The following is a 12947-nucleotide window of genomic DNA, read 5'->3' on the forward strand; positions in this document are numbered from 1 at the left end:
CGATGATCCGACCGCGACGCGGCCATCTCTGGGCCGCTCTGCTCCTGCTGAGCCAGGCCGCTTGTTCCACAGGCGGCCTTTCGGCTGAGAAAGGCGGTCTTTTCGCCCCCGGCGCAAAACCCGATGCCAAGGCGGTGGATGGGCTTCTCGTCGGCCACCGATTGATGGAGGCGGGCGAATACGAGCTGGCGCTCGAAGCCTATTACCGCGCCGCAGCCGAACATGGCGCAACGGCGGAAGTGCTCTCCGGGATCGGCTCGGCGGACCTGAAACTCGGTCGCCTCAACCAGGCAGAGCAAATGCTGCGCCGGGCGCTCGAAGAGGACGAGACCTTCGTACCGGCCTGGAACAACCTCGGCGTGGTGCTGATGGAACGGGGCAAATATGCTGAAGCCTCGCGCGTCTTCCAGACCGCCTTTGCGCTCGACAGTGGCCAATCGGACTCGATCCGGCAAAACCTAAGACTGGCGCTCGCAAAAATGGAAAAACCGGGTTACTCTCCTCCGCAGGACAGTCAGTTCAAGCTCGTCAGGAAGGGTGTCGGGGAATACCTGCTTCTGACGCAGCACTGAGGCTCGAGCAAAAAGGACGCAGCAACATGCGCCACCCGATCTTTCTGGCAGCCCTTGCCGGCTGCGCGATGACCCTCTCCGGCTGCATGGGCAACAGCAACGATGCCGAAGTTGCCCGCGCGATGAAAAGCGTAAACGCGGTCGACGAGTCGAACCTTTCCGACATCATGCTGACCGTGGGCGATCCCGACGAAGCCGTCGCCTATTTCCAGCGTACCGCCGCCGAGAACCCCGACCGGATCGACATCCGCCGCGGGCTCGCGAAATCGCTGGTACGTGCTGACAAGCCGGTGCAGGCGGTGAAAGCCTGGGAGCAGGTGCTTGCCCTGCCGGGCGCCACGAATGACGACCGCGTCTCGCTGGCCGATGCGCAGATCCGCGCCAATGACTGGGCCGGGGCGAAGAAGACCCTGAACACGATCCCGCCGACCCATGAAAGCTATGACCGCTACCGCCTCGAGGCGATGGTGGCCGATAGCGAGAAACAGTGGAAGAAGGCGGATAGCTTCTATGAGACCGCCGCCGGTCTGACCACGAAGCCTTCGGGCATCTACAACAACTGGGGCTTCTCGAAGCTGACCCGCGGTGACGCCGCCGGGGCCGAGAAACTGTTCAAGGAAGCGCTGACCTACGATCCGCATCGCTTCACGACGAAGAACAACCTCGTGCTCGCCCGCGCGAGCCAGGGCAAATACGAACTGCCGGTGATCGAGATGACCCAGGCGGAACGTGCGCAGTTGCTCTACACGGCGGCGCTCGCGGCGATCAAGCGTGGCGACATCACGATGGGCAAGTCGCTGCTTCAGGATGCGATCGACACCAACCCGCAGTATTTCGCCGAGGCTGACCGCGCCCTCAAGGCGCTCGATTCCGGGCCAGGGGCGACGGTGAAGGGCTGACGCAATGCTCGGTCTCTCTCCGCAACTGGCGGCGCTGGTGTTTCTGGTGCTGATCACCCCGATCTGTGCCTGGGTGGTCTTCACCGATCTGAAATTCATGAAGATCCGCAACAAGGCGGTGATGGCGCTGCTGGTCGTGTTTGCGCTGGCCGGTCCGCTGCTGCTGCCGCTCGATGTCTATGCGTGGCGCTGGAGCCATGCGATCGTGGTCTTCCTCGTGGGGTTCATCCTCAACCAGATCGCGCATTTCGGCGCGGGCGATGCGAAATTCGCGGCGGCCGCTGCTCCCTATTTCGCGCATGACGCCTTCCATGTCGAATTGTCGATGCTGCTTCTGTGCGCCTTCCTGCTTGCGGCCTTCACCGCGCATCGCATCATGCGCGCGATCCCGGCCGTGGTGAATGCAACGCCCGACTGGGTGAGCTGGAAGCGCAAGGATTTCCCGATGGGCCTGGCGCTTGTCGGCACGCTTTGGGCCTATCTGCTGATCGTCGCGCTGTCCTGATCTTCGCGACAATTGTTCCCAACCGGGGGCATCCATCGCGCCGATTGCGTCGTTTTTCCCATTTTTGGCCACAATCCGGGGCCATATTGGCTGTGACCACGTCTTCAGGCCCCGGCCTTTCCGGCCCGGGACGAGCAGCCAAGAGGAAACCGCCCGATGAACATGATGGCCGCGAACGTCATCGCTCCGCCCCTGCCCCGGTCGCTCGACGACACAGGGATCAACCTCGTCATGATGAGGGATATTCTGCTCAAGACGATGTTCCGGACCAATACGGACACGGCTTCGGCGCTCTCGAAGCTGATCTGTATTCCGATTACCCTGACGCAGGAACTGATCGACATCTGCCGCAAGCAGGGGCTCGTCGAGGCAATGGGTACGCTGCACGCGAACTCGGGTGGCGAGATGGGCTTTCAACTGTCCGATACCGGCAAGGCCCGCGCGCTCGATGCGCTGAGCCAGTCGGAATATTACGGCGCGATGCCGGTGCCTCTGCAAGTCTATCGCGAGCAGGTAAAGCGTCAGTCGATCCGCAACATTCAACTGACCCGCCAGCAGCTTCTGGGCGCGATGGGGCACCTCATCCTGCCGCCCACGCTGATCGACCAGCTCGGCCCGGCAGTCTCCTCGGGGCGCTCGATTCTGATGTATGGCCCGCCCGGGAACGGGAAATCCTCGATCTCGAATGGCATTCGCGACGCGATCGGTGACAATATCTACATCCCGCGCGCGATCGAATATGCCGGTCAGGTCATCACCGTCTTCGACCCGATCGTGCATACCCCCGCGCCGCTGCCCGAAGAGGACCCGACAGCCCTGCGCAAGCGCGGCGTGCAGTTCGACACCCGCTACGTCTATTGCGAGCGTCCGACCGTGATCACCGGCGGTGAACTTTCGCTCGACATGCTCGACCTGAAATACAACAAGACCGCGCGCACCTATACCGCGCCTCTCCAGCTGAAAAGCTCGGGCGGCGTCTTCATCGTGGACGACCTTGGCCGTCAGGCCGAACCGCCGCAGAAGCTGGTGAACCGCTGGATCGTTCCGCTTGAAGAAAACCGCGACATTCTCTCGCTGCAATCGGGCGAGAAATTCGAGGTGCCCTTCGACACGCTGGTGATCTTCTCGACCAACTTCCACCCCAACGAGATCTTCGATAAGGCGGCGCTGCGTCGTATCTTCTTCAAGATCAAGATCGACGGCCCCGATCAGGCGGGCTTCCTCAAGATCTTCCAGATGGTCGCGAAGAAGCGCAACATGCCGCTCGACGAGAAGGCGCTGCTGCACCTGCTCAAGGTGAAATACCCGACTATCGACAATATCTACGCGAACTATCAGCCGATCTTCCTGATCGACCAGATGATCTCGATCTGCGAGTTCGAGGGCATCCCCTATCAGATGACGCCGGAACTGGTGGAGCGCGCCTGGATGAACATGTTCGTGAAGGACGAGGCGATCGTCCACTGAGCCTTACTGGGCTGCGATGCTCTCTTCAGAGGCGGGGAAATTCTCCGCCTCGACCTGCGTCTGATAGGTGCGCGAAACCGGCACGGCCTCGCCATCCGCCATCAACAGAGCCGTTTTGCCACGCGCACGCTGGATCGCGCGCACACCGCTTTGAGCCACCCAATGCGAGCGATGCACCCGAAGACCGGAGACACCCTCGGTTTCGGCGATCGCATCGGCGAACCGCATCAAAAGGCTCGTCTGCCCCGCTTCGGTTACCACATCCACGTAATGATCGCAGACCGAAAGCCGGATCAGCGGCGCGCGAAACTCGGGCTCGATCCGCTCCATCAGTCGCGGGGTTGACCCGGTTTCGGGGGCCGTTTCAGGCGTGCTGGTCGCCACGAGTCTCGGGCGCGGCCGCCCTTGCGACGGGGCCATCCGATGCCGCAGCACCGAGGCCGCCATCGACAGGCCAAACACGTATCCCGCCATATGCACCACTCCCAGACCCGGCAACTCCGGATCATTCGCGAGCCGCGCGGTAATCTGGTAAATCGGCCCCGCAAGCACCAAGGCTGCGAGCCCAGCTAGCACCGGCGCCTCTGACCAGAACGCGCGCAGGCCCAGCCTGCGCCGGACGAAGATACGGATCGCCGCGCCGATCAGGATGCTCAAGCCCACGACAAGTGGCCAGTAAAGGAGGCGCCCGCCGAGACTCATCCCCTCAAGCGAACCGAACGGCCCCGCGATGACGCCAAAGCCGGATGCAACGAGCCAGATCACCGGCAAAGCCGGGATCTTCAATGCGCGCCAGTAAATCCGCCAGAATTCGGACATACCGATTTCCCTGAAAACTTCTCACGCAAGAGGTAGCGCAACGCGCAGGCTTGACGCAACGAAAAGGGAAGCGGTTTTTTACTAACGTTAGGGAAACTTTACTTAATTTTAGATCAAGCGGTCAGACCTTCGGGTTCGGGAAGGTTGTTTTCCCGACAGCAGGCGGTCACCGTATTGGCCAAGAGACAGGCGATCGTCATCGGACCGACGCCGCCCGGAACCGGGGTAATCGCGCCCGCAACGTCCTTGGCGCTTTCGAACTCCACGTCGCCGACGAGCCGGGTTTTACCCTCACCCTTCTCGGGAGCGGGAATCCGATTGATCCCCACATCGATCACGGTCGCGCCCGGCTTCACCCAGTCGCCGGGGATCATCTCGGGGCGGCCGACCGCTGCCACGAGGATATCCGCGCGGCGGCAGACCTCGGCGAGGTCCTTGGTACGGCTATGTGCGATGGTCACCGTGCAGCTGTCACGAAGCAGCAGTTGCGCCATCGGCTTGCCCACGATGTTCGAGCGTCCCACGACCACGGCATTCAGCCCCGAGAGCGAGCCATGATGGTCACGCAACATCATCAGACAGCCCAAGGGCGTGCAGGGCACCATCGCCTTTTGCCCCGTTCCCAGAAGCCCGACATTGAGGATATGGAACCCGTCCACGTCCTTCGCAGGCGCGATCGCGTTGATGACCTTTTCCTCGTCGATATGCTTGGGCAACGGCAGCTGCACGAGGATGCCATGCACCGCCGGATCGTCGTTGAGCGTCTCGACCAGCGCCAACAGATCGGCTTCAGGCGTGTCCTCGGGAAGCTTGTGCTCGTAGGAGTTCATCCCCGCTTCCAGCGTCTGCTTGCCCTTGTTGCGGACATAGACCTCGGAGGCCGGATCCTCGCCCACCAGCACCACGGCAAGGCCCGGCGTGATGCCGTGCACCTCCTTGAGGCGGCTCACATGGCCAGCAACCTTCTCGCGCACTGTGGCCGCGAAGGCCTTCCCGTCGATGATCTTGGCGCTCATGCCTGATCTCCCTTGCCCAGAACCTTTTCCTCTTCGGCGATGAAATACTCGATCATGTCGCGCCAGAGGCGTTCAGCGAGAGCCGGGTCCATGCCCGCTTCCGCCGCCTTTTCCTTCACATTGGAGACGACCGCCTCGACCCGGTCGGGCAGCCTTGCGGCCAGCCCATCGCGATGCTTGATCTGCGCCACGCGCTCGACGATACGCGTGCGATCCGCCAGCAGCGCTATCAGCTCGGCATCGAGCGCGTCGATCAGCTCGCGCGCCTGCGCGAGGGTCTCGATACGGGAGGCGTCAACCATCGTTCGCTCCGTCGTCAGAATCCACGCCCCCTATCGCACCTCGCTGCGGAAGGCTCAAGCCCGCTTGATCAGAACAGTCCCGTGATGCGGCCCTCGTCATCCAGCCCGATCTTTTCCGCCGCCGGATGGCGCGGCAAGCCGGGCATCGTCATGATCTCTCCGCAGATCACCACGACGAAGCCCGCCCCCGCCGAGAGCCGCACCTCGCGGATCGGCAGTGTGTGGCCTTCGGGGGCCCCGATCAGCGCCGGATCCGAACTGAAGGAATACTGCGTCTTGGCCATGCAGATCGGCAGATCACGATAGCCTGCGGCCTCCCAGTCACGCAGCTGGTCGCGGATCTTCTTGTCCGCGATCACCTCGCCCGCGTGATAGATCCGCCTGGCGATCGTCTCGATCTTCTCGAAGAGGCTCATATCGTCAGGATAGAGCGGAGCGAAATGCGAGGCGCCCTCGGTCAGCGCAACGATCGTCTCCGCAAGCGCCTCGGCCCCCGCCCCACCATCGGCCCAATGGGTGCACAGCACGGCCTCAACCCCCTGCGCCTCGGCGGCAGCGCGGACCGCCGCGATCTCGGCCTCGGTATCGGCGGTGAAATGGTTGATCGCCACGACGACCGGCACGCCGAATCCCTTGGTATTCGCGATATGGCGCGCAAGGTTGGCGCAGCCTTTCTCGACGGCCGCCACATTCTCTTCGCCCAAATCAGCCTTCGCCACCCCGCCATTCATCTTCAACGCGCGCACGGTAGCGACGACCACAGCCGCGCTCGGGGTCAGGCCGGCCTTGCGGCATTTGATGTCGAAGAACTTCTCGGCCCCGAGATCGGCGCCAAAGCCCGCTTCGGTCACCACGTAATCAGCCAGTTTCAGAGCCGATTGCGTCGCGATCACCGAGTTGCAGCCATGCGCGATATTGGCGAACGGCCCGCCATGCACAAAGGCGGGCGTGCCTTCGAGCGTCTGCACGAGGTTCGGTTGCATCGCGTCTTTCAGCAGCACCACCATCGCGCCGTCGGCCCCGATGTCGGCACAGGTGATGGGCGAGCGGTCGCGGCGATAGGCAACGACAATCCGTCCCAGACGCTCCTGCAACTCCGCCAGATCGCGGCTCAGGCAGAGGCAGGCCATGACCTCGGAGGCAACGGTAATATCGAAGCCGGTCTGGCGCGGGAAACCGTTGGCGACACCACCAAGCGAGACGACGATATCGCGCAGCGCCCGGTCGTTCATGTCCACGACGCGTTTCCAGCTCACTCGACGCTCGTCGATCTCGAGGCTGTTCCCCCAATAGATGTGATTGTCGATCATCGCCGCGAGCAGGTTATGCGCCGCGCCGATCGCATGGAAATCGCCGGTGAAATGGAGGTTCATCGACTCCATCGGCACGACCTGCGCTCGACCGCCGCCAGCCGCCCCCCCCTTCATCCCGAAATTCGGGCCGAGCGAGGCCTCGCGAATACAGATCGCCGTGCGCTTGCCGATCCGCGCGAGCCCATCCCCCAGCCCCACCGTGGTCGTCGTCTTGCCCTCGCCCGCAGGTGTCGGAGAGATCGCAGTGACAAGGATGAGCTTGCCGGGGTCGCGCCCGTTCAGCCCGTCGATATACGCGGCATCCAGCTTGGCCTTGTCGCGACCGTAGGGGATCAGCGCCTCTTCGGGAATGTCGAGCTTCGCGGCAATTTCGGGCATCGGGCGCAGCGTCGCGGCACGCGCGATTTCGATATCGGTGGTCATGGTCGTCCTCCTCCGGAGCGAGGATAACCATCTGATCGGGAAGGGAAAGGCAAGGAAACGACGGACGGATGGGCTAAATCGCCTCAGCGCACCTCGTTCATCAGCTCCCAAGGGCGCTGATCGGGGATATGCAGGCGCAGCGTGTCGCCGATCACCAGTCGGCCCGGACGCTCGACCCAGGCGGTCACGCCGCGACGGCCCTGCGCTGCCGGTTTATAGCGCTTGCCCTTCTCGGGGTAGATCTCTTCGATCACCTTTCCCGGCAGCACGCAGGCGCGGTTCTCCATGTCGATCACCAGCGTCAGGCCGGTCTCGTTCTGCAGCCGCGACGAAGGCGGGAGGTGGGTCAGATCCGGCAGGCCGCGCAGCACGATCGTCGCGCCCACCCATGCGGGGTCCAGCTCGGGGATACCCATCGCGAAAGCGGTCTCGGCAAGTTCCTCGGCGGACAGGATCGTCATCTGGCGCACATTGGCGATCTCGGTGCCGCGCTCGTGTTGATCGGTAACGCGCGAGCAGGATGCGCGGGTACGCCCGGCATGCAGCTCGCCCACCGGGCCATCGAAGGTGAAATCCACGGATTCGACCGGCGTAGAAACCAGTTCCCCTTCGGTCGTGACGCGACCAAGCCAGACGACTTCGCCCTGATATTGCGTCGGTTTGAGCGCGGCCATCAGCCCCCCAGAGACAACACGATGAACAAACGCCGGAACGGGAAAAGCACGCTCCCGTCGGCCCTCGCAGGATAGACCTTCTCGAGCGCGCTTTCATAGCGTTCGATGAGGACTTGTGCCTCGGTGTCACCCAGTTGCTTCAGGAAGGGGCGCATCGCCGTCGACTCGGTGAAGCGGCGCACCGGATGGGCCCCCAGGGCGGGTGCAAGCTCTTGCAGGTATTCGGTGCTCCAGATGTCGAGCGCGCCGAAGGGCGAGAGCAGTTTCGCATAATCCACAGGCGAGGCGACAGGCGGCACCCAGCCAGTGAAATCGAAGCGATCGGGAAACATCTCCTGCGCGAGATCGCGCAGGATGCGATGCGAGGGCGCGCTTTGCTGCGCGGGCATCTGGACTGCCAGAACACCGCCCTCGCGCAGCGATCCGGCAAGGCGCGGGAACAGCTCGGCATGATCGGGCAGCCAATGCAGCGCCGCGTTCGAGAAGATCATCGCGGGCGGCTTGTTCGGAGTCCACTCGGCGATATCGGCCAGATCACAGCGATGATAGGCGCCGGTCGCGGCCGCGCGTTGCAGCATCGGCTCGGAATTATCGACGCCAACGAGCTTGCGCTTGGGATATCTGTGGTTGAGCGCCTCGGCCACCGCGCCATTGCCGCAGCCGAGGTCGATGATCTTGCCGCGTTCGGGCAGCGAAGGGATACGCGCGATCAGATCGAGCGCCGGGCGCAGCCGCAGATCGCGAAACCGGCTATAGGCGTCTGGATCCCAGTCCCGCGCCCCTGCTCCGGCGATCTTGCCCGCGCCCATCGCCCTTGCCCGTCCGTCAGGCCGAGGGCTCGGGCGAGGTTTCCGCCCCGCCATCGCCCTTGTCCTTCTTCTTCGTCGTCTTGGGCAACGAGGTCACCGACGGCAGGCTGCCCGACGAGCTGTCATCGTCATCCCCGCCAAGCGGATCGCCCGCGAGAACCTTCTTGATCTCGTCGCCGGTCAGCGTCTCGTATTCCAGAAGGCCCTGAGCCAGACGCTCCCAGTCATCGTGGCGCTCGGTCAGGATCCGGCGCGCCTCCTGATAGCCCTGTTCGATCAGCTCGCGCACCTCTTCCTCGATCAGCTCTTTCGTCTTGGTCGAGACCGAGAAGCCCGCGGTGTTGCCCTGGTAGCCCTCATGCGCCTCGGCATAGTCAATGTTGCCGACCTTGTCGGACATGCCCCAACGCATCACCATCGCGCGCGCGATGGCCGAAGCTTGCTGGATGTCGCCCGCCGGACCGTTCGAGACATGCTCTTCGCCCCATTTCAGGATCTCGGCCGCCTTGCCCGCCATTGTCATGGCGATCTTCTGCTTGGCCTCGTCCTTGTGGTAGTTGAGCTTGTCCATCTCGGGCAGCGAGACCACCATCCCCAGCGCCTGACCACGCGGAATGATCGTCGCCTTGTAGACCGGGTCGCATTTGGGAAGCGACAGGCCGACGATGGCGTGACCGGCCTCGTGATAGGCAGTCATTTCCTTCTGTTCTGGGGTCAGCACCATCGAACGGCGCTCGACACCCAGCATCACCTTGTCCTTGGCGTTCTCGAAATCTTCCATCGAGACGAACCTGCGGCCCACGCGGGCGGCCATCAGCGCCGCCTCGTTGACGAGGTTCATCAGGTCCGCACCCGAGAAGCCCGGCGTGCCGCGCGCGATGGTGCGCAGGTCGACATCCGGCCCCACCGGCACCTTGCGCGCGTGGACGGTCAGGATCTTCTCGCGACCTTTGATATCGGGGTTCGGCACGTGGATCTGACGGTCGAAACGGCCCGGACGCAGCAGTGCCGGATCCAGAACGTCCTTACGGTTCGTCGCCGCGATGATGATGATGCCTTCATTCGCCTCGAAACCATCCATCTCGACGAGGAGCTGGTTGAGCGTCTGTTCGCGTTCATCATTGCCGCCGCCGATGCCGACGCCACGGGCGCGGCCCACTGCGTCGATCTCGTCGATGAAGACGATACAGGGCGCGTTTTTCTTGGCCTGTTCGAACATGTCGCGGACGCGGGATGCGCCGACGCCTACGAACATCTCGACGAAGTCCGATCCCGAAATGGTGAAGAAGGGCACGCCCGCCTCACCCGCGATGGCGCGGGCCAGAAGCGTCTTACCGGTGCCCGGAGGGCCTACGAGCAGCGCGCCTTTCGGGATCTTGCCGCCGAGGCGCGAGAATTTCTGCGGATTGCGAAGGAACTCGACGATCTCTTCAAGCTCTTCCTTGGCCTCGTCGATGCCGGCCACGTCATCGAAGGTCACGCGGCCATGCTTTTCCGTGAGAAGCTTCGCCTTGGACTTTCCGAAGCCCATCGCGCCGCCTTTGCCGCCGCCCTGCATCCGGTTCATGAAGAAGATCCAGATGCCGATCAGCACCAGGAAGGGAAGCCAGACGCCCAGAAGCGACATGAAGCCCGACTGCGCCTGCTTGACGACGCGGACCGACACACCCTTTTCAATCAGCTTCTCGGCGATCGGGTCGCTCATCGGCTTGATCGTGGTGAAGGTCGTGCCATCGGCGAGCTGGTAGCGCACCTCTTCGCCGTCGAGCTGAGCGGTCTTCACCTCGCCCTTATCCACGGCGTCCATGAATTCCGAATAGGTCGCCTGGGTCGAGTTCATCGAAGATTGCCCGTCACCGAAAAGGTTGAACAGGGCCAAAATCAGCAGGAACAGCACCGCCCAGAAGGCCAGATTGCGCGCATTGCCCAAAGGATATCCTCCAATCGTCTTGGGCAGCTGACCACCGGCCGCCACCTCTGTCCTGTGAAAATAGGCATTACGCGCCCGGGTTCAACGTCCAAATAGCCAAGCGGCGAATGCGTCGCGGGAAATCCGCGCCGTCCAGCCCTGTGCGGCCCCCGCAAGCGGCGCAGCCACGAGGCTTTCGCCCGACCAGATCGCGGGGCTCGCAAGCAACGACGCGCGAGGCAGGCCCGTTTCGCGCCATTCGGGACATTGGCGCAATCCTTCCGCCCCCAGCATGGCAATTTCGAGCCCTTCGGCCTCGGGCCCGGTCAGTTCCCAGCGGTCCCAGGCCCGCCCGACGGGGACGCGCAAATCGCGAACCGCGCGCGCCTCGCGGGCGATGCGGATCTCGCGATCGGTGACGGTGATGCGACAGCCATGCAGGGTCCGATCACGTTTTTCCTGCCAATCGCTCAGGAAGGCCTCGACCTTCGCCGCGCGCGGAGCGTAATCCGCGCCTGACACCCACCGCAGCGCCGCGACGATCAAGCGTCTTTGCATTTCCGGGTCGATTTCGTGGCGAAACGCCTGGGCGTCGATCACCAGATCGCCCGCAAGCTCGCGCACATGCGCATCCACCAACCGCCCGAGCGCGAAGTTCAGCGCGCTTTCGGCCATCTCCAGATGGTGCATCGACTCGGTTATTTTCTCGACAGTGATCCCGAGCGGACGCAACGCTGCGAGCGCCTTGCGCGCCTTTACCCGTTCAAAGCGCTCGTTTTCGTTGCTCGGATCCTCGACCCAACCAATGTCGTGACGCGTCAAATAGGCGCGCAGCTCGACGCGGGTCTGCATCAGGAAAGGCCGCGCCCAAAGCACGCCCTGTGCAGTGAACCGCCGCCGCATCCCCGACAGGCCTTCGAGCCCTGCCTCGCGCGCTAGGCGCATCAGAAACGTCTCGGCCTGATCATCGCGGGTATGGCCAAGCGCCACGATGCCGATTCCCCGCGCACGCGCCCAAGTCCCGATCAGTGACAGCCGCGCCCGGCGCGCAGCATCCATCAAGTTGCCTTCGGCAGATGCGCCATCCCAGTGCAGGATCTGATGCGGGATATCCCGCTCGGCACAGAAACGGGCCACGAAAGCCGCCTCATCCGCCGCCTCGGGGCGCAGCCCGTGATCGACGGTGACGGCCTCGACCGCGTGAAACTGCGCCAGCAGCGCCAGCGTCGCCATCGAATCCGAGCCGCCCGAGACGGCGACGCCGATCCGGGTTCGTGCTTTTTGAGGAAAGGTGAGAAAAGCGCTGTCGGCCCAATGATAGAGCCAAGCATCTTCGGGCGTGATCTCGCCCCGCCCGACCGCCTCCATCCGGGCCGCCGCGCGGGACGTGAAATCGTCGCTTACGGACATCCCAGAGATTGCCGCGCGGTTTGCGCCTCGCTGGCCGCCGAGGAGCCGGGGAACCGCACGCCGACCTGGCCGAGCGTCGTGCAGGCCTCGTTGGTCTGACCGAGCTGCCCCAGCGCCTTGCCGAGCGACAGAAGATTGTCGCCCGCCCGCGCCCCACTCGGATCGGCGGAGAAGCCGTCGAGCCAGGAGCGCGCCGCGCCCGCCGTATCACCCTGCTGTTGCAGCGCGAGGCCGCGATAATACATCGCGTCCCCGGTCAGCGGCGAGCCGGGATAGGTCTGCTTGAAGGTCGTGAGCAGATCAGCCGCCGAGGCATAATCGCCCGCGTCATAGGCTTTCTTGCCCGCGTCGAAATCCGACTTCTCGTTGATCGCGAGATCCGGACCGGTGGACGCATCGGGTGCAGGCGAAGTCACCGAAGGGGCACTGCCCGCAGCCCCTCCGCCAAGCGGCTTCGTCATCCCCAGCGAGGAGATGTCGCAGCCATCCTCCATTTCGCAAACCCGGTATTCCAGATCGCCCACACGGTTCGTGCCATCGGCGACGACCCGGTTGATCCGGTTCTCGAGCTCTTCGACACGGTCGGTCAGATGGCTCAGCGAGAGCTCCATCGAATCCATCCGCTGAAGCGCCGAGTCACCGCCCGCTTTTTGCAGCCCGGCCGCGCCCGAGGCCTTCAGCTCCTGACGGAGACTGTCGATCTCGGACTGGAGCTGGCCCAGCTCGGTCTTGATGTCAGCCAGCGTCTGGGCGCGGTTCGCGTCCTGCGCCAACACCGGCGCGGCAGCCAGAACCGCCGCGCTCAGAAGCAAAGCCCGCAGCATCCGCC

13 protein-coding genes are annotated in these 12947 nt (G+C 63.7%); 4 read left to right on the forward strand and 9 right to left on the reverse strand.

Features of this window, described 5'->3' with window-relative positions:
• The first annotated feature begins 2 nt into the window (after positions 1–2).
• The 4 genes from TP2_RS06145 (at position 3) to TP2_RS06160 (ending at position 3443) form a co-directional block, all read left to right on the forward strand.
• Complete coding sequence (locus tag TP2_RS06145) at positions 3–572, forward strand: tetratricopeptide repeat protein (RefSeq protein WP_038074899.1); 570 nt, start codon at positions 3–5, stop codon at positions 570–572.
• A 26-nt stretch (positions 573–598) separates the two neighbouring features.
• On the forward strand, positions 599–1471 hold the full coding sequence (locus tag TP2_RS06150) for a tetratricopeptide repeat protein (RefSeq protein WP_038074900.1): 873 nt from the start codon (positions 599–601) through the stop codon (positions 1469–1471).
• Positions 1472–1475: 4 nt separating this feature from the next.
• The gene (locus tag TP2_RS06155; protein ID WP_038074901.1) at positions 1476–1976 is read left to right on the forward strand and encodes a prepilin peptidase; all 501 of its coding nucleotides are present in this window, start codon (positions 1476–1478) and stop codon (positions 1974–1976) included.
• 156 nt (positions 1977–2132) lie between these two features.
• Positions 2133–3443: an ATPase gene (locus TP2_RS06160; RefSeq protein WP_038074902.1), complete on the forward strand. Its 1311-nt coding sequence runs from the start codon at positions 2133–2135 to the stop codon at positions 3441–3443.
• A 3-nt stretch (positions 3444–3446) separates the two neighbouring features.
• Here the strand turns inward: TP2_RS06160 and TP2_RS06165 are convergent, their stop codons facing one another.
• From TP2_RS06165 to ybgF, 9 genes are all read right to left on the reverse strand, one after another.
• Positions 3447–4262, reverse strand: a complete 816-nt coding sequence (locus TP2_RS06165) for a LytTR family DNA-binding domain-containing protein (protein WP_051692267.1) — start codon at positions 4260–4262, stop codon at positions 3447–3449.
• Positions 4263–4375: 113 nt separating this feature from the next.
• Positions 4376–5278, reverse strand: a complete 903-nt coding sequence (gene folD / locus TP2_RS06170; RefSeq protein WP_038074903.1) for a bifunctional methylenetetrahydrofolate dehydrogenase/methenyltetrahydrofolate cyclohydrolase FolD — start codon at positions 5276–5278, stop codon at positions 4376–4378.
• A complete protein-coding gene (locus TP2_RS06175; RefSeq protein WP_038074904.1) occupies positions 5275–5580 on the reverse strand; it encodes a chorismate mutase in 306 nt (101 codons plus the stop codon). The genes folD and TP2_RS06175 overlap by 4 nt, the downstream gene beginning before the upstream one ends.
• Before the next feature lie 68 nt (positions 5581–5648).
• Complete coding sequence (locus TP2_RS06180; RefSeq protein WP_038074905.1) at positions 5649–7316, reverse strand: formate--tetrahydrofolate ligase; 1668 nt, start codon at positions 7314–7316, stop codon at positions 5649–5651.
• Between the two features lie 83 nt (positions 7317–7399).
• Positions 7400–7990: an MOSC domain-containing protein gene (locus TP2_RS06185; RefSeq protein ID WP_038074906.1), complete on the reverse strand. Its 591-nt coding sequence runs from the start codon at positions 7988–7990 to the stop codon at positions 7400–7402.
• Positions 7990–8799: a methyltransferase domain-containing protein gene (locus TP2_RS06190; protein WP_051692269.1), complete on the reverse strand. Its 810-nt coding sequence runs from the start codon at positions 8797–8799 to the stop codon at positions 7990–7992. The genes TP2_RS06185 and TP2_RS06190 overlap by 1 nt, the downstream gene beginning before the upstream one ends.
• 16 nt (positions 8800–8815) lie before the next feature.
• A complete protein-coding gene (gene ftsH / locus TP2_RS06195) occupies positions 8816–10729 on the reverse strand; it encodes an ATP-dependent zinc metalloprotease FtsH (RefSeq protein ID WP_038074907.1) in 1914 nt (637 codons plus the stop codon).
• A gap of 81 nt (positions 10730–10810) precedes the next feature.
• Positions 10811–12118 carry a tRNA lysidine(34) synthetase TilS gene (tilS, locus tag TP2_RS06200; RefSeq protein WP_240473718.1) on the reverse strand — a complete coding sequence of 436 codons (1308 nt, stop codon included), beginning with the start codon at positions 12116–12118 and terminating at the stop codon, positions 10811–10813.
• Positions 12109–12942: a tol-pal system protein YbgF gene (gene ybgF / locus TP2_RS06205; RefSeq protein WP_157617058.1), complete on the reverse strand. Its 834-nt coding sequence runs from the start codon at positions 12940–12942 to the stop codon at positions 12109–12111. Before ybgF ends, tilS begins: the two co-directional genes overlap by 10 nt.
• Positions 12943–12947 lie beyond the last annotated feature (5 nt).

Source organism: Thioclava pacifica DSM 10166, assembly GCF_000714535.1.
Classification (GTDB): domain Bacteria; phylum Pseudomonadota; class Alphaproteobacteria; order Rhodobacterales; family Rhodobacteraceae; genus Thioclava; species Thioclava pacifica.